Below are 20,223 nucleotides of genomic sequence, written 5' to 3'. Positions count from 1 at the left end.
GTCCTGCGAGTGGGGTCTACCTTCCTTACAGGCAAATCGTCATTTTCATTCTTTAGACTGCGCCAGCCTCAGAGAGAGGCGGCGCCTTCGACTTCATTTATAGGGGACTTCGATGTCCGTACGACGCACACGCAAAGACGATGGCAGCCAATGGACAGTTGCGGACAGCCGCAGTGTTTACGGGATCCGCCATTGGGGGGCCGGGTATTTCGCGATCAATGATGCCGGTCGCGTTGAAGTTCGTCCGAACGGCCCGAACAGCACGCCCGTCGACCTGTACGAGCAAGTCGACGAGCTGCGCAAAAGCGGCCTGTCCTTGCCGTTGCTGGTGCGTTTCCCCGACATCCTGCAAGACCGCGTGCGCCAGCTGACCGGTGCCTTCGATGCCAACATCGAGCGCCTGGAATACCAGAGCCAATACACCGCGCTGTACCCGATCAAGGTGAACCAGCAGGAGGCGGTGATCGAGAACATCATCGCAACCCAGAACGTGTCCATTGGCCTCGAAGCCGGCTCCAAGCCCGAGCTGCTGGCCGTGCTGGCCCTGGCGCCGAAGGGCGGCACCATCGTCTGCAACGGTTACAAGGACCGTGAGTTCATCCGCCTGGCGCTGATGGGCCAGAAGCTCGGCCACAACGTGTTTATCGTGATCGAGAAAGAATCCGAAGTTGAGCTGGTGATCGAAGAGGCTGCCAGCCTCAAGGTCAAGCCGCAGGTCGGCCTGCGCGTGCGCTTGTCGTCCCTGGCCTCGAGCAAGTGGGCGGACACCGGTGGCGAGAAATCCAAATTCGGCCTGTCGGCGGCGCAGCTGCTGTCCGTGGTCGAGCGCTTCCGCGCTGCCGGCCTGGACCAGGGCATCCGCCTGCTGCACTTCCACATGGGTTCGCAGATCGCCAACCTGGCCGACTACCAACACGGGTTCAAGGAAGCCATTCGTTACTACGGCGAGCTGCGCAACCTCGGCCTGCCGGTGGACCACATCGACGTCGGCGGCGGCCTGGGCGTGGACTACGACGGTACCCACTCGCGTAACGCCAGCTCGATCAACTACGACATGGACGACTACGCCGGCGTGGTCGTGGGCATGCTCAAGGAATTCTGCGATGCGCAGAGCCTGCCGCACCCGCACATCTTCTCCGAAAGCGGCCGCTCCCTGACCGCCCACCACGCCATGCTGGTGGTGCAGGTCACTGACGTCGAGAAGCACAACGACGACGTGCCGGAGATCGAAAACAAGGAAAGCCTGCCGGAAACCGTGCAGTGGCTGGTGGACCTGCTGGGCCCGACCGACATCGAGATGGTCACCGAGACCTACTGGCGTGCCACCCACTACATGAGCGACGTGGCCACCCAGTACGCCGATGGCAAGCTGACCCTGGCAGAAAAAGCCCTGGCCGAGCAGTGCTACTTCGCCGTCTGCCGCCGCCTGCACAACTCGTTGAAAGCCCGCCAGCGCTCGCACCGCCAGGTGCTGGACGAACTCAACGACAAGCTGGCCGACAAGTACATCTGCAACTTCTCGGTGTTCCAGAGCCTGCCGGACACTTGGGCCATCGGCCAGGTACTGCCGATCCTGCCGCTGCACCGTCTCGACGAAGAACCGCTGCGCCGCGCGGTCCTGCAGGATTTGACCTGCGACTCCGACGGCAAGATCAAGCAGTACGTCGACGAGCAGAGCATCGAGACCAGCCTGCCGGTGCACGCCTTGAACGAAGGCGAGGACTACCTGCTGGGTATCTTCCTGGTGGGGGCCTACCAGGAAATCCTCGGCGACATGCACAACCTGTTCGGTGACACCGACTCGGTGAACATCTACCAGCGCGAGGATGGTTCGGTGTACAGCGCCGGTATCGAGACCCATGACACCATCGAAGACATGCTGCGCTACGTGCACTTGTCGCCGGAGGAGTTGATGACTCACTACCGTGACAAGTGCGCCAGCGCGAAGATCAGCGCCAATGAGCGTACGCAGTTCCTGGACGCTTTGCGCCTGGGCCTGACGCGGTCTTCGTACCTGTCTTCGTAAGTCGCCGCTTCCCGGCTGAAAAAGATCTCAAAGTGACAGAGATCCAGTGTGGGAGCGGGCTTGCTCGCGAAGGCGTGTATCAGTCAATACAGGTGCCGACTGACACACCGCCTTCGCGAGCAAGCCCGCTCCCACATTTGGACCGCCGCAAGTCCTGCAGTTTTTATAGGGCCTGAGTCATGTCGAAAAAGCTCCTGCAAGTCTGCACCCTGGCCATTGCTGCGCTGCTCGCAGCCTGCTCGCCCATCAAGGTGCTCAACGCACTCACGCCCTCCAGCACTTTCACCAAAACCTCCTCCGTCGCCTACGGCGATGATCCCCGCCAGAAACTCGATATCTACCGCCCGGCCAATGCTTCGCCGAACGCCCCCGTGGTGGTGTTTTTCTATGGCGGCAGCTGGAACAGTGGCTCCAAGGATGATTACGGTTTTGTCGGCGAAGCCCTGGCCTCGCGCGGCATTGTGGTGGTGATCGCCGATTATCGGCTTTACCCGCAAGTGCGTTACCCACTGTTTCTTCAGGACGGTGCCCAAGCGGTCGCCTGGACGTATCAGCACAGTGCTGAATACGGCGGCGATCCCCGCAAGCTGTATGTGATGGGCCACAGTTCCGGCGCCTACAACGCCGCGATGCTGGCGCTGGATGCGCGCTGGCTCAACGAAGCGAACCTGTCGCCGTCGATGCTCAAGGGTTGGATCGGTCTGGCCGGGCCGTATGACTTTTTGCCGATTGAAAACCCCGACGTGAAGCCGGTGTTTTTCTTCCCCCACTCACCCCCGGACTCCCAGCCGATCAACCATGTCAGTGCCGGCGCGCCGCCGAGCCTGTTGATCGCCTCTTCGTCCGACACACTGGTCAACCCCACGCGCAACACCGGCGGGCTGGCCAACGCGTTACGGGCGGCCGGTGTGCCGGTGGAGGAGTTCTACTTCGGCAAGACCAACCACCAGACGCTGGTGGCGGCCATCTCCAAACCGTTGCGCTGGCTGGCACCGTTGCTGGACCGGGTCGTGGATTTCATCCAAGCCACTGATTCTGCCGATTCAGGCGCCAGGCAATCGCCCACAACGTGAGGCTGCGCAATGCCATGAACAGCAGGAAACTTATCCACAGGCCGTGGTTGCCGTAGCCCTGCAACAGCCACGCGAACGGCAGCAGGATCAGCACGGTCAACAGCATCCCATTGCGCATTTCGCGCGCACGCGTGGCGCCGATAAAAAGGCCGTCCAGTAAATAACTCCACACCGCAATCAATGGCAGCACCGCCAGGTATGGCAGGTAGATGTCAGCCGTTTCACGCACGCTGGGGATGTCGGTCTGCATTGCGATAAACAGGTGCCCGGCGAACGTGAACAGCAGGGCGAAGCCGACGCTGGCGATCAGCGACCAACCGCAGGCGACCACCAATGAACGGCGCAGGGCCTGGCGATCATGCGCGCCGATGGCGTGGCCGCACAGCGCTTCGACTGCGTGGGCCAGGCCGTCGAGGGCATGCGCGGTCAGCAGCAGGCCGTTGAGCAGCAGTGCGTTGGCGGCCACGGTGGCGTCACCCAGGCGTGCACCTTGCACAGTGATCATGAAAAACACCGATTGCAGCGCCAGGCTGCGGATAAAAATATCGCGGTTGACCGCCAGCAGCGGCCGCCAGCTTTGCCACACCTTTAGCGCAGCCCAGGCGATGTGCCCTGGGTAGGCGCGCAGGGCTTTTTGCGTCAGGACCAGGCCGAGCAGGGCGCCGGTCCATTCTGCAATGACCGAGGCGCGCGCGGAGCCGACCACACCCCAATCCAGGCCGAGTACGAACCACAGGTTCAAGGCGATATTCACCAGGTTGGTGGTCAGCAGGATCGCCAGCGGCGCGCGGGCGTTTTGCGTGCCGAGGAACCAGCCGACCAGCGCGTAACTGGCCAGCGCGGCGGGCAGGCCAAACAGGCGGGTGTGGAAGAAGTCGCGAGTCAGTTGGTTGAGTTCGGGCGACGGTTGCATCCACTCCAGCGCCAGATGGCTCAGGGGGATGCCGACGGTTCCCAGCAGCATCGCCAACCCCAGTGCCAGCAGCAAACCCTGCAGCAGGATTTGCCGCAGCGCCGCTCCATCATTACGCCCGGCGGCCTGGGCGGCGAATCCGGTGGAACCCATGCGCAGGAAACCCATGGCCCAGGCCAGAAAGGTGTAGAGGCTGGCACCGACCGCCACCGCGCCGAGTTGGTGGGCGTGCGGCAGGTGGCCGATCACCATGCTGTCCACCAGTGCCACCAGCGGCACCGAAATGTTCGACAGGATCATCGGCGCGGCCAGGGCCCAGACGCGGCGGTGAGTGGGGCGGTGGCGCCAGTCGGTGAGCAGGGAATTCATGGAGGCTCCTACGGGGGAGCGGCATTGTAACTGTCCGCAGAACGAATGTCGGCGCCGGCAAGCCGGCCCCCACAGGGAGTTGGTGTTGGTTGTGGGATTTGGCTGGGCTTGAGCCGTTCGAGAACCAAACTGCCCTCCGTCGGTCAATGTGACCAGCGCCACATCGGCTTGGCTGGCGCTGATATATAGTTCACCCCTCGGATCCCTCTCACTACGAGTGCCCCATGCTTAACAAAGGACTGTTCCTGGCCTGTGCGCTGGCCCTGCTGAGCGCTTGCGACTCTTCCGATAAACCGGCAGCCCCGGCCGCTCCAGCAGCGGCGACGAGTACCGCACCGAAGCCGGCCAAGGCGGCGGTGGATGTGGCGGCATTGAAGCAGCGCTATGCCGGGCGTGAGTTGAGCGTGGTGGACGTCTCCGAGGTGCAGCTGGATGGCGCCAGCACCCTGTCGGTGAGTTTTTCGATTCCACTGGATCCCGAACAGAAATTCGCCGACAAACTGCATCTGGTCGATGCCAAGTCCGGCAAGGTCGATGGTGCCTGGGAACTCTCCGATAACCTGATGGAGCTGCGCCTGCGTCACCTGGAGCCGCAGCGCAAGCTGGTGCTCACGGTCGATGCCGGGGTGAAGGCGGTCAACGACAACACACTTGCTGCCGAATACAGCGCGCGCCTGGAAACCCGTGATCTGCAAGCCACTGTCGGCTTCGCCAGCCGTGGCACCTTGCTGCCGACGCGCCTGGCCGAAGGCTTGCCGGTGATCGCGCTGAACGTCGACAAGATCGACGTCGAATTCTTCCGGATCAAGCCTGAATCGCTGCCGTCGTTTCTCGCGCAGTGGGGCCGCAACTCCAGCCTGCAAGGGTATGAATCGCGCGAACTGCTACCTATGGCCGACCTGGTCTACGGCGGGCGTTTCGACCTGAACCCTGCGCGCAATACCCGCGAAACCCTGTTGTTGCCGATCGCCGGCCTCAAGCCATTGCAGCAGCCGGGCGTGTACCTGGCGGTGATGCGCGCCTCGGGCACCTACAACTATTCGCAGCCGGCCACGTTGTTCACCTTGAGTGATATCGGCCTGTCGGTGCACCGCTATGCCAACCGCCTGGATGTGTTCACCCAGGCGCTCGAAGGCGGCAAGGCCCTGGACGGCGTCGACCTCGAAGTGCTGGATGCCAATGGCCGGGTGCTGGGCCAGGGCAAGACCGAGAAGGGTGGTCACGCCGAGTTGCCCCTGCCGAAAAAAGCCCAGGTGCTGCTCGCCAAGCAAGGCGAACAGACTAGCCTGCTGCGCCTCGACAGCGCCGCGCTGGATCTGGCCGAGTTCGACATCGGCGGCCAGCCGTCCCACCCGTTGCAGTTCTTTGTGTTTGGCCCGCGCGATTTGTATCGCCCTGGCGAAACCGTGCTGCTCAACGCCCTGCTGCGCGACAAGGATGGCAACGCGGTCAAGCCGCAGCCGGTGAGCGTCGAAGTGCGTCGCCCGGATGAGCAGGTGAGCCGCAAGTTCGTGTGGGATGCCGATGCGTCCGGCCTGTACCAGTATCAACTGCAACTGGCGGGCGAAGCGCCGACCGGGCGCTGGCAATTGGTATTCGACCTGGGTGACGGCAAGCCGCAGCTGTATGAGTTCCTTGTCGAAGACTTCCTGCCCGAGCGCCTGGCCCTGGAACTCAAGGGCAGCGACACGGCCCTGAGCCCGGCGGATAACCCGGTCATTCACGTCAATGGTCGCTACCTCTACGGCGCGCCGGCCTCGGGCAACCGGGTCAGCGGCCAGGTCTATGTGCGCCCGCTGCGTGAAGCGGTCAAGGCACTGCCGGGCTACCAGTTCGGTTCGGTCACCGAGGAAGAGCTGAGCCAGGATTTCGAGTTGGACGAAAGCGTCCTCGACGCCAAAGGCCAGGAAGACCTCACCCTGGAAAGCAAATGGGCCGACGCCAAGTCGCCGCTGCAATTGATCGTGCAAGCCAGCCTGCAAGAGTCGGGCGGGCGCCCGATCACCCGGCGCCTGGTGCAGCCGATCTGGCCGGCCGAACAGCTGCCGGGTCTGCGCGGGTTGTTTGACGGCAAGGAAACCAACGGCGACGGCCCGGCGGAATTCGAAGTGCTGGTAGCCAATCAGGACGGGCAGAAACTCGCCGCGCAAAACCTCAAGGTGCGCCTGGTGCGCGAACGTCGTGACTACTACTGGAACTACTCCGACAGCGATGGCTGGAGCTATCACTACAACGAAAAATTCCTCAACCTCGACGAACAGACCCTGAACATCAAGGCCGGCGACACCGCCAAGGTCAGCTTCCAGGTGGAGTGGGGGCCTTATCGCGTGGAGGTCGAAGACCCGCAGACCGGCCTGGTCAGCAGCCTGCGTTTCTGGGCCGGTTACCAGGCCCAGGACAATACCGAGGGCGGCGCCGTACGGCCCGACCAGGTCAAGCTGGCGTTGGACAAGCCTGCGTATGGCGACGGCGATACCGCCAACGTCACGGTCACGCCGCCGGCTGCCGGTAAAGGCTACCTGCTGGTGGAGTCCGCTGAAGGGCCGCTGTGGTGGCAGGAAATCGACGTGCCGGCCGAAGGCAAAAGCTTCGCGGTGAAGCTCGACCCGAAATGGTCACGCCATGATCTGTATGTGAGTGCGCTGGTGATTCGCCCCGGCGAGCGCAAAGCCAATATCACCCCTAAACGCGCGGTGGGCCTGCTGCACCTGCCGCTGGACCGCACCCAGCGCAAACTCGGCGTGACCCTGACCGCGCCGGAAAAAATGCGTCCCAAACAACCGCTGACGGTAAAGATTGCCGCGAAGAATGCGGACGGCAGCGTGCCCAAACAGGTGCACGTGCTGGTGGCCGCGGTGGACGTGGGCATCCTCAATATCACCGAATACCCGACACCGGACCCGTACTCCAGCCTGTTCGGTCGCAAGGCCTATGGTGTCGACCAGTTCGACATCTACGGCCAGTTGATCGAAGCCGGACAGGGCCGCCTGGCCAGCCTGGCCTTCGGTGGTGACGCGGCGCTGGCCAAGGGCGGCAAGCGTCCGGATACCAGCGTCACTATCGTTGCGCTGCAAAGCGCACCGGTGACCCTGAATGAGCAAGGCGAGGGCGAAGTCAGCGTCAATATCCCCGACTTCAATGGCGAGTTACGCCTGATGGCCCAGGCCTGGAGCGATGACCGCTACGGCATGGCCGAGGGCAAGACGGTGATTGCCGCACCGCTGATTGCCGAACTGTCGGCTCCGCGCTTTCTCGCCGGAGGTGACCAGACCACGCTGGCGCTGGACTTGTCCAACCTGTCGGGCAAGGCGCAGAAGCTGGATGTACAACTGACTGCCGAAGGGCAATTGGAGCTGGTCAACAGTGGCGCGCAATCCGTCGAACTCAAGCAGGGCCAGCGCACCACGCTGCGCATCCCGGTCAAAGCCTGGGGCGGCCTGGGCCAGGGCAAGGTCAAGGTGACCGTGAATGGCCTGGACCTGCCCGGCGAAAACCTGCCGCCGTTCAGTCGCGAATGGACCCTGGGCGTGCGCCCGGCGTATCCGGCATTGCTCAAGCATTATCGCGCGGTGCTCAAAAGCGAGCCGTGGAGCCTGCCCGCTGGCACGCTGGAGCAGTTCGATGCGTCGGGACGCGAGGCGTTGCTGAGTCTGTCGAGCCGACCGCCGTTGAACCTGGGCGCGCAGATCAGTGCGCTCAAGGCCTACCCCTATGGATGCCTGGAGCAGACCGCGAGTGGCTTGTACCCCTCGCTCTACGCCGACGACGCCTTGCTCAAGCGCCTGGGGGTGAAAGGCGAGCCGGATGCCGCACGCAAACGCAAGATCGAGCTGGGCATCGAGCGCCTGCTGGGCATGCAGCGCTACAACGGCAGCTTTGGGCTGTGGGGCGCCGATGGTGAGGAGGAGTATTGGCTGACCGCGTATGTCACCGACTTCCTGCTGCGCGCCCGTGACCAGGGCTTTGCAGTGCCGCCCGAGGCCTTGAAGAAGGCCAGCGAACGCCTGCTGCGGTATGTGCAGGAACGTAACCTGATCGAAGTCGATTACAGCGACAGCGCCGACCACACGCGTTTCGCCGTGCAGGCCTACGCCGGCATGGTCCTGGCGCGCAGTCAGCAGGCACCGTTGGGCGCGCTGCGGAGTATTTTCGAACGACGCAGCGAAGCACGTTCGGGGCTGCCGCTGGTGCAGCTGTCCATCGCCCTGCAGAAGATGGGCGATCAGCCGCGCGCCGACCAGGCGCTGCAGGCGGGGCTGGCAACCCAGCGCAATGCCAATGAGTGGCTGGCCGATTACGGCAGCCCGCTGCGCGACCAGGCGATGATCCTGGCCTTGCTGGAAGAGAATGACCTGGCCAAGGGCAAGCGTGAGGAGCGCCTGTTCACGCTGTCGGATCAGTTGGCGGCCAGCCCATACCTGTCGACCCAGGAACGTAACTCGCTGTTCCTGGCCGGGCGTCTTGGATTCGCGCAGCCCGAGGCGAACTGGCAGGTGTCGCTTACCGGCAGTGGCGGTGTGCAGGCGTTGAATAACCAGCAGTCGACCCTGGCGCTGGACGGCAAGCAGCTGTCCAGCGACCTGACCTTGAGCAATCAGGGTGACACGCCGGTTTACCAGCAACTGACGCTGTCGGGTTATCCACAAGTGCCGCCGGCAGCCGGTGGCGACAACCTGAGCATCCGCCGCGAATACCTCGGCATGAATGGTCAGCCGCTGAACCTGCGTACGCTGAACAGCGGTGACCTGGTGCTGGTGCACCTGGCGGTGAGCGCCAAGCAACGGGTGCCGGACGCGTTGGTGGTGGACTTGCTGCCCGCGGGCCTGGAGCTGGAAAACCAGAACCTGGCGCAAAGCGCGGCGAGCCTGGAAAACGCCAGCAGCCAGGTCAAGGAGTGGCGTGAGTCGATGCAGAATGCATCGCTCAAGCACCAGGAATTCAGGGATGACCGCTATGTGGCGGCGATGAATCTCGACGGGTATGGCACCACGCACCTGCTGTACCTGGCACGGGCCGTGACGCCGGGGACTTACCGGGTGCCGCCGCCGCAGGTGGAGTCGATGTACCGGCCGAACTGGCAGGCGGTGGGGGAGACGCCGGCGGATCTGGTGATCAAGGGGCGTTGAAGGTCTGAACCTGAAATGCGGACTTAATGTGGGAGCGGGCTTGCTCGCGAAGGCGTAGTGTCAGTCAGCGTATCGGGGACTGACCCAGCGTCTTCGCGGGCAAGCCCGCTCCCACAGGGGTTTTTGGGTTTTGGTTTAGTGGACGACCCAACTGAGGAGCCACAGGCCGAGCATCAGCCAAATGATGCCGAAGATGATCGAGGCGCGCATGAAGGCGCGTACGGCTGAGTACAGGAAGAGCAGGCCGACGATCAGGGTGAGGATGCTGATGATCGACGTGTCCATGCCCAGCGTGCGCGACAGGCCTTCGATAAAGTTGCCGCCCGCGTGGGTCAAGGCGCCGAACAACCCGCTGAGCCCGTCGACGATAAAGCGGATGACGGAGCCGAGCGCCTGGCCCAACCATTCGAAGAAGCTTTCTACCTGCATGTGTGTGTCCTGATAAGAAGGTGGGCGTATCTGTGCGTTGGTTGTTATTGCGACAGGCTAGTTCCGTGAAGCATAGAGGTTTGCAGGTTTAATAATGGGTTTCCTTTGTTTTTGGTGTACGCATTTCAGTATGGGGGCTGGCTTGTCGGGTCGCCGCCTTGCTGCGAGAGCGGTGGGCCTGTGACGCATTTACCCACTGAACCACCGCTCTCGCCGGCAAGCCGGCTCCTACGGGTGTTGCGTTGGGGCTTGGGCGCCGTGGTGTTGCTGGTGGCGCTGCTGTGGCTGGCGGATCGGATCTGGCCGTTGCCGCTGCCCGAGGATGACCTGGCGCGGGTGGTGCTGGCTGAGGATGGCACGCCGTTGTGGCGGTTTGCCGATGCCAATGGTGTATGGCGCTACCCGGTGCAGACCGCCGAAGTGTCGCCGTATTACCTGGACGCATTGCTCACCTACGAAGACCGCTGGTTTTATCAGCACCCCGGGGTGAACCCGCTGGCGCTGGTGCGGGCGACGTGGCAGAACCTGACGGGCGCGCGCGTGGTGTCCGGCGGCAGCACCTTGTCGATGCAGGTCGCGCGCCTGCTCGACCCCCACTCGCGGACTTTCCACGGCAAGCTGCGCCAGTTGTGGCGCACGGCGCAGTTGGAGTGGCACCTGTCCAAGGAACAGATCCTCAACCTGTACCTGAACCGCGCGCCGTTTGGCGGCACGTTGCAGGGCGTGGCTGCCGCCAGTTGGGCGTACCTGGGTAAATCGCCGGCGCAACTGACGCATGCCGAAGCCGCCCTGCTCGCGGTGTTGCCCCAGGCACCCAGCCGCCTGCGTCCCGACCGTCACCCGCAGCGCGCCCAGGAAGCCCGCGACAAGGTGCTGCGTCGCCTTGCCGAATTCCAGGTATGGCCGCAGCCGGCGGTGGACGAAGCCCTCGAAGAACCGTTGCTGCTCGCCCCGCGCCTGGAACCGAGCCTGGCGCCCTTGCTCGCTCGGCGCCTGAACCGTCCGGACAGCCCGCCGCTGATCCGCACCACCCTGGATGCCACCCTGCAACGCCGGCTCGAAGACCTGCTGCTGGGCTGGCGCGCACGCCTGCCGGAACACACCTCCGCCGCCATCCTGGTGGTGGAAGAGGAAACCATGGCCGTGCGCGCCTACCTGGGCTCGGTGGATATCAACGACACCAAGCGCTTCGGCCATGTGGACATGATCAGCGCGCTGCGCTCGCCGGGCTCCACGTTGAAACCCTTCCTGTATGGCATGGCCCTGGACGACGGGCTGATTCATTCCGAATCCCTGTTGCAGGACGTGCCCCGACGTTACGGCGATTACCGGCCGGGCAACTTCTCCATGGGGTTCACCGGCGCGGTGCCGGCGAGCACGGCGCTGTCCAGCTCACTGAATTTGCCCGCGGTGCAGTTGTTGGAAGCCTACGGGCCCAAGCGCTTTGCCGCGCAGATGCGTATCGGCGGTGTGCCCTTGGCCTTGCCGGCGTTGGCCGAGCCCAACCTGGCGTTGATCCTGGGCGGCGCGGGCAGCCGCCTCGAAGACCTGGTCAGTGGCTACAGTGCCTTCGCCCGGGATGGCAAGAGCGCCACTCTCCGTTTACAGCCGGACGATACGCTCAGAGAGCGGCCAATGTTGTCGCCAGGATCCGCCTGGATCATCCGCCGCATCCTCAGCGGCCAGGCACGGCCCGACCGTGACCCGCGCGCCGAACTGGTACAGCGCCCGGTATTGGCCTGGAAAACCGGCACCAGCTACGGTTTTCGCGATGCCTGGGCGATTGGTGTCGGGCCGCGCTATTTGATCGGCGTGTGGATTGGCCGCCCGGACGGCACGCCGGTGCCGGGGCAGTTCGGCCTCGCGTCGGCGGCGCCGTTGATGCTGCAGGTGCACGATGTACTGACCAACCGCGACAGCCAGCGCGGTATCAGCGCACCGGTCAAACCGGTGCCGGCCAATGTCGGCGTGGCCGCGATCTGTTGGCCACTGGGCCAGCCCATGAGCCGCAGCGACCCTAATTGCCGTCGCCAGCGGTTTGCCTGGACGCTGGACAACACCACGCCGCCGACCTTGCAGGCGTTGGATCAACCGTTGAGCGTAGGCTTGATGGAAAGCGTCTGGGTCAATGCCAAGGGCCTGCGAGTGGATGCCCATTGCCCTGGCGCGGTGGCGAAAAACATAGCCTTGTGGCCGGCGCCGCTGGAACCCTGGCTGCCCAGGGCGGAGCGTCGTGAAGCGCGGATTCCGCCGGCCGACCCTGATTGCCCGCCGCCGGCCTTGGCCGCTTCGTCGCCGCTGTCCATCGTCGGCGTGCGCGAAGGTGACCAATTGCGCCTGCCGGCCGCCAGCCAGCAAGCCCTGCGCCTGAAACTCTCCGCCCTGGGCGGCAGTGGCCGGCGCTGGTGGTTCCTCAATGGTGCACCGTTGGGTGACAGCGCCAACCAGGAATTTATCAATGCCAGCTTCGAGCACCTGGGCCGCTACCAGCTCAGCGTTCTCGACGAAGCCGGACAGACCGCCCGGCTCGAATTCAGCGTCGTCGACTGAACCGCCATCGCCGGTAAGCCGGCGCCTACAGGGGAATGCATTCCAAACCGTAGGAGCCGGCTTGCCGGCGATAGCGCGCCAAAGGTTCACTTGCCTTCAAAGCCATTCCCCCCGAAGCTATCCACCTTCAGGAGCCCCCGCATGAACCTCGAACACCTCACCGAACGCCTGCATCGCATCCGCGATACCAACGACTGGAAGCAGTTCCACAGCCCGAAAAACCTGGCCATGGCCGCCAGCGTGGAAATGGCCGAACTGGTCGAAATCTTCCAATGGCTGACCGAAGACCAGTCCCGCCAGTTGCCTGCCGACGCACTCGCCCACGCCGGGCAGGAAGTCGGCGATATCGTGCTGTACCTGTTGTTGCTGTGCAGTGAGCTGGGCCTGGACATGAACGAGGTGGTGCGCGCCAAGCTGGCCGACAGTGAACGGCGGTTCGCCCATGAGTGACCGCCATTTCGACCAGTTGGCCACGCGCTTCGCCGAAAAGATCTACGGCGGCGCCAAAGGCGCGATTCGCCTGGCGGTACTCCAGGCCGACCTGGCCGAAGCGCTGCCGGACCGCCCGCTGCGTGTGCTGGATATCGGCGCGGGCCTTGGGCACATGTCGCTGTGGCTGGCCGAGCGCGGTCATCAGGTGACCCTGGCCGAACCCGCCGAGCCGATGCTCGAGGGCGCACGTCAACGGTTTGCCGAGGCCGGACAAACGGCGACCTTCATCCATGCGCCCTGGCAAGACCTGCTGGGCCAACTGACCGAACCCTACGACCTGGTGCTGTGCCATGCCGTGCTGGAGTGGTTGGCCGAACCCCACGCCATCCTGCCGGTGCTGCACCAGCTCACGGTGCCAGGCGGCTGGCTGTCGCTGGCGTTCTACAACCGTGATGCGCTGATTTATCGCAATCTGCTCAAGGGCCACTTCCGCAAAATGCGCAAGAATGACCTGGCCGGCGAAAAGCAGAGCCTGACCCCGCAACAGCCGCTGGACCCACGTGAGTTGGCGGCGCAACTCGAGGGGCTTTGGCAGGTCGAAAGCCAGAGTGGCGTGCGGGTTTTCCACGACTATATGCCGGTGGAATTCCAGGCCCGCGCGGATTTACAGGACCTTGTAGAGATGGAGCTCGCTCACCGTCGTCACCCAAGCTTTGCCGGACTTGGGCGTTATTTGCACTGGATCTGCCGTCCGGTATAAGCGGCCCAGTCTGCGGAGGTCGAAATGCGTCGTCTCTGTTTGATCCTGTTGTCCCTTGGGCTGGGCGCCTGTTCCAGTCCCAACCCTTATGTGGCTGCTTCAGCGCCGATCCCGCCCGCCCCCGCGCAGGCAGCCAACACCTTCGATGCCAGCGCCTACCCGGCGCCGGTGCGTGACTATGGCGCCTACCGCAATTGGGCCTGGCGCAACGGCCAACTGCCGGCCGGCACAGCCTGGGCGGATTCGGCGCAAATTGCCGAGGCGGTCAGCGGTGCCCTTGACCAGCGCGGCCTGCGGCCCTTGCACGACAGCCGTCCGGCCGACCTGTTCGTGAGCGCCGATGTGCGCCTGGAGAAGCGCCTCAAGCAAGTCCAGGATGACTACGGCTATGGTTACGGCGGCTACAACCGCTATGGCAATGGTTATGGCATGTACAACTCCGTGCCGATCGTGCGCACCTATGAAGTCCAGGTCGTGGTGGTTCGCGTCAATCTGTTCGATGCCCGCACGGGCCAGCCGGTGTGGAGTGCCAGCGCGGAGACGGGCAGCCAGGGAAGCCTCAGTGAGCGCGGGGATGCCTTGCGCCAGGCGGTGCAGAAGGCAATGACGGCCTATCCTCCGAGTTAACAGCTATTCTCATTTCAAGTGCAGGTCGCTCTTTGGAGAACAACCATGTTTCGTCGTATCGCTACGCTCGCGTTTGTTGTGCTGCTGGGCGGTTGCCAGAATACCCAGGTCAACCACGATTTTGATGCCAGCCGGGACTTCGGCGCCTACCGCAGCTGGGCCTGGAAAGACCCGGCGCTGCAATACCGCCCGGATGATCCACGGATCAAGAGCGACCTTACCGAGCAACGCATTCGCCAGGCGGTGGGTGAGCAACTCGACCAGCGCGGCCTGCGCCCGGCTGCGGCAGGCACCAAGGCTGACTTGAGCGTGCAGGCCTATCTCATCGTCGAGGACCGCCAGCAGCAAGTCACCACCAACTACGGCGGCGCCTGGGGTGGCCCCTGGAATGGCTACTGGGGCGGGCCGATGTACAACGAAACCCGCAACGTGACTTACAAAGTCGCCACCATCCAGATCGACCTGCTCGACGGCAAGGACGGCAAGCTGGTGTGGCGCGGCAGTGACGAGCAAATGATGGCCACTTCCCCAAACCCGCAGGATCGCGACAAAGCCATCCGTACCACGGTCAATCGCGTCCTCTCCAGCTATCCCCCTCACTAAAACCACTATCCCATGTGGGAGCAGGCTTGCTCCCACATGAGGCCTGCTGCAGCCGGTGAATTCCCGTTAGTCACCCGGGTGGCGCCGGGCCAGCGCACCCTCCAAGCCTTGTCTACACTTCAAACCAACTACGGAGAGTAAGCGCTAAGGAGTGCCTGATGTCTCCCCGACTTGGTTCCCGGCAGCGTGGTGCAATTGGCTTGATGGCGGCGGGTACCCTGGCGGTAGCCCTGGTGTTCATGCTGTTGGCAGTGGACAGCGGTCGCTTGTATATGGAAAAGCGCCGGCTGCAGTCCATCGCCGACACCGCCGCCCTGGAAGCCGCCGGCCGTGGCGGCTTGTGCACGCCCTCGACTACTGCCAATGACTATGCGGTGCAGAACGCCACCCGCAATGGCTTCACCGTGGTGGCGGGCGACACCAGTCGTGGCTTGGCAGTTACCTGCGGCTCGCTGGTGACCAATGCCAGCAATGTCCGCGTGTTTAGCGCCGACCCCACAAAAAACGATGCCGTGCGGGTGATCGCCACGCGCAGCGTGGTGACCAGTATCGCCAGTGGTCTCTGGAACATGTTCAGCGGCGTGCCGGTGTCCACCCAGATGACCTTGAGCGCGACCGCCGTGGCTGCGTATGCACCGCCGGTGGCACAGCTGACGATCCGCAGCAGCCTGGTGTCGGTGGATTCCACGAAGTCACCGCTATTGAACCTGGTCATCGGCAATCTGCTGGGTGGCAGCTTGTCGATCACCGCAGCCGGCTGGAATGGCATCCTTCAAACCAATGTGAACCTGTTGAGTTACCTCAACCAGTTGGCGATCAACCTGGGCGTGACAGCGGGTGACTACACCACGTTGCTGAACACCGCCGTGTCCGCCACCGACCTGATCAATGCCGCGGTGATGGTGCTGCAGCAGAATGGCTCGGCGGTCCAGGCGGTCGTCAACGACGTGCTATCAATCAAGGCCATCGCCCCCAATAGCAAGGTGCTGACAGTCGGCAGCCTGCTGAATGTGGCGACCGGTACGCCGGCGGCCGCGTTGAATTCCAGCGTGCAGCTGTTTCAACTGCTGGAGACGGTAGCGCAACTGTCCAATAGCAAGACCGCCGTCAGCGTGGCTACGCAGGTGAACATTCCCGTCGTGGGGAGCGTCTCGATTCAGACCCAAGTGATCCAGCCTCCGCAAATGTCGGCGATTGGCAATCCCTTGCTGGCGAAGGCCGGGCTGGCCAACACCCCCCCCACCAATCAGATTTTTGTGCGCACCGCGCAAGTCAGGACATTGGTGGTTGTGCAGGCGCCGATACTCAAGGTGGTCTCCGGGGTTTCCTCGATTCTGAGCGGGCTGACGACACCGGTATCCAAGGTTGTCGGCGGGCTGCTGAATCTGAATCTACCGGCAGTGGTCGGGGGCGTGTTGTGCCTGGTGGCGTGTAATGTCACTGACGTCGATATCACTCAGTCCTTGTCCATCTACATCGAGGCGGCCAGCGCGCAAAGCTACGTGACGGACTTCACCTGCACCACGCCGGCTACCAAGTCGTTGACGGTGAAGACCACCACCTCACTCGCGACCCTGGGTGTGGGCTATGTTGACCCGGTTGCGGCGTTTTCCTCAAAGGCACCGGTCAACGTGCAACCCATCAGGCTGATCGATTTTGGCGAGCGCTATTGCGTGGTCCTGACCCTGCTCTGCGGCCCGCGCACCGCCGGTGTAGGCGGGGGCCTGAATTTAATGGCGCTATCCACGGTGGCTGCGCAAACCAACTCGATGGTGTTTTTACCGGTGGCCGAAATGAACGCGACGCCGACTTACCAAAACGCCCCCGGCACCACCAATATCATCAATAGCTTGGGGGCGACCTTGAGTGGCTTGCAGGTTACCTATGTGCCACCCAGTGGCAGCACGCCCGGCGCGGCGAACGGCACGGTCACCACTGCCCTGGCGAGCATCGTCAGTTCGGTGATCAGCCTGGTCCAGACCGTGTTGGCACCAGTCCTCGACCCCATCGTCAACACGCTGCTCTCGGCCCTCGGCATCAGCCTGGGCAACGCCGAAGTCGGCGCCAACCTCACCTGCCACATGGGCCGCGCCTACCTGGTGATCTAACCTGGCTGAACAACCGGCAGTTCCACACAAAACCGCGCGCCTTGCTCGCCATTGGTGACGCTCAGCCGTCCGCCCATGTTTTCCACAATCCCATAGCTCACCGACAGCCCCAAGCCCGTGCCGACGCCAATGGGCTTGGTGGTAAAAAACGGCTCGAAAATCCGTTCCAGCAAGCGTGGGTCGATGCCGCCGCCGTTGTCCTCGACCCAAATGCGTACGTGCCGGCTGTCGTGCTCGCAGTGCACGGCGATCCAGGGGCGGAACTGCGGGTTGTTTTCACGTTTGCCCAGCAGCGCATCACGGGCGTTGACCATCAGGTTGATCAGCACCTGCTCAAGCTGGTCGGCGTAGCCTTTAACCTGCACGCTGAAGTCGGCCGGGGTGACGCGCAGGTCCACGCCCTTGCCGCGCAGCCCTTCGCCGAGCAGCGACAGCGTGCCCTCCACGGCCTGGGAGGGGTCGAAGGGCTGCTGTTCGATTTCCGAGCGGCGGCCAAACACGCGCATATGATCCACCACACGCGCCGCGCGTTGGACCTGGGCGTCGATGCGCTGGAGCTTTTCCGTCAGGTAGTCGATCTGCGCGTCGCCGTTGCCCAGGCGCTTGAGCACATTGACGATGGCCATGCGCATTACATTCAGCGGCTGGTTGATCTCGTGGGCCAGGCCCGTGGCCATTTCCCCGAGGGTGGCCATCTTCGCGCTCTGGGTCAGTTGTTGCTGGGAGCGACGTACCTCAGTGTTATCGCGGCCAACGGCCTGCACTTCCACCAATACGCCTTGCTCATCGAATACACCACGGTCGGACCACACCCACCAGGCATGTTCCCGACCCGGCAGTTGCAGGCTGATTTCGGCGGTGCTCACCGGGAATTCCGGGGTCAGTTGGCGGATGCGCTGGATAAATGCCTGGCGCTGTTCGTCCGACAACCAATCACCGAGGTGAAGCCCCGGCAGTTGCTCTGGCCGGCACTCCAGGTAGTTGGCCAGTGGCGTGTTGCCGAAGGTCAGGGTCAAGTCCGGGCGATAGCGGCAGATCATCGCCGGCGAGTCTTCCACCAGGATGCGATAGCGTTCTTCGCTCTGCTTGATCTGCTCGGCGGCCAGGGTCGCCTCGGTCACGTCGAGCCACAGCCCGACGGCTTCTACCGGCAGGCCCAGGTCATCGCGCAGCAACTTGGCCTCGTCGAGCAGCCAATGGTAGGCACCCTGCTTGTCACGCACCCGGTAGCGACTGCGCACATTGCCTTCGCGCAGCAGTTGGCGGGTGCGATCAAAGTACAGGTCGCGGTCTTCGGGGTGGATCAGTGCGGCCAGGCTGTCATGGCTGCAATCGTCCAGGGTCCAGCCCAGCACGGGCAGCAGGCTGTCGCTGAAGAAGGCCGGGTGCAACGCGCCGCCGACGTAGCGTTGTACGTAGATCACCGCCGGAGAACTGGCGATCACGTTGTCCAGGCGCGCATGGGCGGCGGCGGCTTGCAGTTGCTGGTTCTTGATGTCGCTGATGTCGAGCATGAAGCCGATCCAGCGCCGACTGTCGCCCGCGCCCAGTACCTGGCCCTGCACGCGATACCAGAGCGGCTGGTCGGCGTCGGTGCGTTGCAGGCGGACGCTGGTCAGCAGGGGTTTGCCCAGGGCCTGCAAATCCTGCAGGCGGCTGTTGAGCTCCTGGCGATCGGCGGGATGAATCAGCTCCAGCCACAGGCCCAGCGCCTGGCGCGTCGCGCCGTCTTCCTGGCCGAGGCTGCGCAACAGGCTCGGCGCGAGTTGGATTTCCTCGGTGGCGGGCAGCAGTTCCCACCAACCGGTGCCGAGCAGGCCTTGCAGGGCTTCCATGCGTTCCAGTTGTTGGTGGTCGCGCTGTTCGCGCAGGCGGCTGAGCAACGGCGCGGCGAGGGCGGCGGCAAGGTCCAGCCAGTCGCGTTCGCGGGTCTGTGGCTCGCCGATGTAGCAACCGCACAACAGCCAGGCGGCAACGCCCTCGGCGTCGCGATACGGCACCAGCAACCCGTCGGCATGGCCGAAGAGGCTGAGCAGGCGCGGGTGATCATTGTGTGTCTTGGCCAGGCTCAGCGATACGTTGGCGTTGACGCCGTCCAGGCCGGTGCCGAGGTGCTGGCCGGTTTGCCACAGGGCCGGTGCGTCATGGGCGGTGTATTGGCTGTAGATCCGCGAACCCCGCGCGTCGTCATCGGGCACTGCCAGGGCAACACAGGGGATTCGCCAATGCTGTGCCAGGTTGCGCAGCTGCTCGGTGACCACGTCGGGCAAGCGACCCAGGCTGCAGACGCGCAACTGCTCGCTCATGCGGCCAGCCAGTTGATGGTTCTGCTCGCGCTGCCCGGCCTGTTGCCTGCCGGTCAGCAAGTCACCGATGTCGAGCAAGCGCAGGATCCAGCCGTCACCCTCTGGCTCGACCCAGCCGCGGGTGTGCAGCACCTGCCCGATGCCCTGGAAATCCAGGTCGAGGCTTTGACGTTGCCAGTCGGCGGGGTGGCCTTCGACGCTCAGCGCGCTGCCGGCACACAGCAGGTCTCGCAATAATGGCCGGGCTTCGGCCACGCCCTGCGCAGCCAATTGCTGGCGCAGCGTGCCGCTGAGGCTGATGACATGGCCTTGGTCATCCAGTCGCACATGCAGCCCAGCAGCCGGCACCGCTTGCGGCTCGAGAACCTGCGGGCGGGTGCGGCCCGACAGGCGCCCGAAAAGGTTATCCCCCGCGGTCAAAACTGGATACTCGAACTGGCCGTCAGGTTGGTCGGCAGGCTCGGTACGTTGCCTATGCCGGGGATCACCAGGGCCGGGAATACGGAGTTGAGGTTGGCACTGGGGTAGGTGATCGCGACGGTCAGCGTGGTGCCGGTGTAGGTGGCACTGACGAAGGAGGGCTGGAACTGGAAGCTTGCGGGGATCCAGCTCAATTGCGCGGCGACGGTATCTTTCGCGCGCTGGGTGACCTGCGTCGGGTAGGCGGTTCCGGCCGCGACCGGGTCTATGGACATGGCCTGGCGCACCGCCTCGGCTGCGGCCTGGTTGAATGACTGCATCAATAACAGCGGCAGGCTATAGCTGACCAACCCATAAAACACGGCAAAGAAGATCCCGAAGACCAGGGCGAACTCGATCGCCGCAGCACCTTTTTGCTTTCTGGGGAGGCCTGTTTTCATGACTGCGTCTACCCTGACGGCTACTACCTGATATCAGCATA

At 63.7% G+C, this 20,223-nt stretch carries 13 protein-coding genes; 9 read left to right on the top strand and 4 right to left on the bottom strand.

What is annotated here, in order from left to right:
• Positions 1-112 precede the first annotated feature (112 nt).
• Both speA and AC07OJ_RS18320 read left to right on the top strand, forming a co-directional pair.
• Complete coding sequence (speA, locus tag AC07OJ_RS18325) at positions 113-2,026, top strand: arginine decarboxylase (RefSeq protein ID WP_065900291.1); 1,914 nt, start codon at positions 113-115, stop codon at positions 2,024-2,026.
• 179 nt (positions 2,027-2,205) lie between these two features.
• Positions 2,206-3,099, top strand: coding sequence for an alpha/beta hydrolase (locus tag AC07OJ_RS18320; RefSeq protein ID WP_495094952.1), 894 nt, complete (start codon positions 2,206-2,208; stop codon positions 3,097-3,099).
• Here AC07OJ_RS18320 and AC07OJ_RS18315 read toward each other — a convergent pair.
• Positions 3,044-4,381, bottom strand: a complete 1,338-nt coding sequence (locus AC07OJ_RS18315) for an MATE family efflux transporter (RefSeq protein ID WP_065900295.1) — start codon at positions 4,379-4,381, stop codon at positions 3,044-3,046. The two genes, AC07OJ_RS18320 and AC07OJ_RS18315, sit on opposite strands and share 56 nt — an antisense overlap.
• A gap of 224 nt (positions 4,382-4,605) precedes the next feature.
• Here AC07OJ_RS18315 and AC07OJ_RS18310 point away from each other — a divergent pair, with 224 nt between their 5' ends.
• Entirely contained in the window at positions 4,606-9,507 is a 4,902-nt protein-coding gene (locus AC07OJ_RS18310; protein WP_495094951.1) for an alpha-2-macroglobulin family protein, read from the top strand.
• Between the two features lie 135 nt (positions 9,508-9,642).
• Here the strand turns inward: AC07OJ_RS18310 and AC07OJ_RS18305 are convergent, their stop codons facing one another.
• Entirely contained in the window at positions 9,643-9,936 is a 294-nt protein-coding gene (locus tag AC07OJ_RS18305) for a hypothetical protein (RefSeq protein ID WP_065900299.1), read from the bottom strand.
• A gap of 234 nt (positions 9,937-10,170) precedes the next feature.
• Here AC07OJ_RS18305 and pbpC point away from each other — a divergent pair, with 234 nt between their 5' ends.
• The 6 genes from pbpC to AC07OJ_RS18275 all read left to right on the top strand — a co-directional run bounded on the left by pbpC (position 10,171) and on the right by AC07OJ_RS18275 (position 17,016).
• Positions 10,171-12,486 (top strand): peptidoglycan glycosyltransferase PbpC, encoded by a 2,316-nt coding sequence (pbpC, locus tag AC07OJ_RS18300; RefSeq protein WP_495094950.1) that lies wholly within the window; start codon positions 10,171-10,173, stop codon positions 12,484-12,486.
• Positions 12,487-12,627: 141 nt separating this feature from the next.
• Positions 12,628-12,936, top strand: a complete 309-nt coding sequence (locus AC07OJ_RS18295) for a MazG-like family protein (RefSeq protein ID WP_065900301.1) — start codon at positions 12,628-12,630, stop codon at positions 12,934-12,936.
• A complete protein-coding gene (locus AC07OJ_RS18290) occupies positions 12,929-13,678 on the top strand; it encodes a methyltransferase (protein WP_201143461.1) in 750 nt (249 codons plus the stop codon). Before AC07OJ_RS18295 ends, AC07OJ_RS18290 begins: the two co-directional genes overlap by 8 nt.
• 24 nt (positions 13,679-13,702) lie before the next feature.
• Positions 13,703-14,305, top strand: coding sequence for a DUF4136 domain-containing protein (locus tag AC07OJ_RS18285; protein WP_065900305.1), 603 nt, complete (start codon positions 13,703-13,705; stop codon positions 14,303-14,305).
• A 45-nt stretch (positions 14,306-14,350) separates the two neighbouring features.
• Positions 14,351-14,908: a DUF4136 domain-containing protein gene (locus AC07OJ_RS18280; RefSeq protein WP_065900307.1), complete on the top strand. Its 558-nt coding sequence runs from the start codon at positions 14,351-14,353 to the stop codon at positions 14,906-14,908.
• Between the two features lie 158 nt (positions 14,909-15,066).
• Positions 15,067-17,016, top strand: coding sequence for a pilus assembly protein TadG-related protein (locus tag AC07OJ_RS18275; RefSeq protein WP_495094949.1), 1,950 nt, complete (start codon positions 15,067-15,069; stop codon positions 17,014-17,016).
• Here the strand turns inward: AC07OJ_RS18275 and AC07OJ_RS18270 are convergent.
• Together AC07OJ_RS18270 and AC07OJ_RS18265 are read right to left on the bottom strand one after the other, a co-directional pair.
• Positions 17,013-19,742: a PAS domain-containing sensor histidine kinase gene (locus tag AC07OJ_RS18270; RefSeq protein WP_495094948.1), complete on the bottom strand. Its 2,730-nt coding sequence runs from the start codon at positions 19,740-19,742 to the stop codon at positions 17,013-17,015. The two genes, AC07OJ_RS18275 and AC07OJ_RS18270, sit on opposite strands and share 4 nt — an antisense overlap.
• Positions 19,739-20,182, bottom strand: a complete 444-nt coding sequence (locus tag AC07OJ_RS18265; protein ID WP_065900321.1) for a TadE/TadG family type IV pilus assembly protein — start codon at positions 20,180-20,182, stop codon at positions 19,739-19,741. The genes AC07OJ_RS18270 and AC07OJ_RS18265 overlap by 4 nt, the downstream gene beginning before the upstream one ends.
• Between the last annotated feature and the right edge of the window lie 41 nt (positions 20,183-20,223).

It is taken from the genome of Pseudomonas sp. GW821-FHT09C08, assembly GCF_059418125.1.
The sequence above is the reverse complement of the archived record's forward strand: the minus strand, read 5'-3'. Positions and strand labels throughout refer to the sequence as shown.

Excerpts from the sequence above, each read along its gene's own strand:
- AC07OJ_RS18275 (WP_495094949.1), top strand. The coding sequence starts at position 15,067 with ATGTCTCCCCGACTTGGTTCCCGGCAGCGTGGTGCAATTGGCTTGATG.
- AC07OJ_RS18305 (WP_065900299.1), bottom strand. The coding sequence starts at position 9,936 with ATGCAGGTAGAAAGCTTCTTCGAATGGTTGGGCCAGGCGCTCGGCTCC.
- AC07OJ_RS18310 (WP_495094951.1), top strand. The coding sequence starts at position 4,606 with ATGCTTAACAAAGGACTGTTCCTGGCCTGTGCGCTGGCCCTGCTGAGC.
- speA (WP_065900291.1), top strand. The coding sequence starts at position 113 with ATGTCCGTACGACGCACACGCAAAGACGATGGCAGCCAATGGACAGTT.
- AC07OJ_RS18295 (WP_065900301.1), top strand. The coding sequence starts at position 12,628 with ATGAACCTCGAACACCTCACCGAACGCCTGCATCGCATCCGCGATACC.
- AC07OJ_RS18320 (WP_495094952.1), top strand. The coding sequence starts at position 2,206 with ATGTCGAAAAAGCTCCTGCAAGTCTGCACCCTGGCCATTGCTGCGCTG.
- AC07OJ_RS18285 (WP_065900305.1), top strand. The coding sequence starts at position 13,703 with ATGCGTCGTCTCTGTTTGATCCTGTTGTCCCTTGGGCTGGGCGCCTGT.
- AC07OJ_RS18315 (WP_065900295.1), bottom strand. The coding sequence starts at position 4,381 with ATGAATTCCCTGCTCACCGACTGGCGCCACCGCCCCACTCACCGCCGC.
- AC07OJ_RS18280 (WP_065900307.1), top strand. The coding sequence starts at position 14,351 with ATGTTTCGTCGTATCGCTACGCTCGCGTTTGTTGTGCTGCTGGGCGGT.
- AC07OJ_RS18290 (WP_201143461.1), top strand. The coding sequence starts at position 12,929 with ATGAGTGACCGCCATTTCGACCAGTTGGCCACGCGCTTCGCCGAAAAG.
- AC07OJ_RS18265 (WP_065900321.1), bottom strand. The coding sequence starts at position 20,182 with ATGAAAACAGGCCTCCCCAGAAAGCAAAAAGGTGCTGCGGCGATCGAG.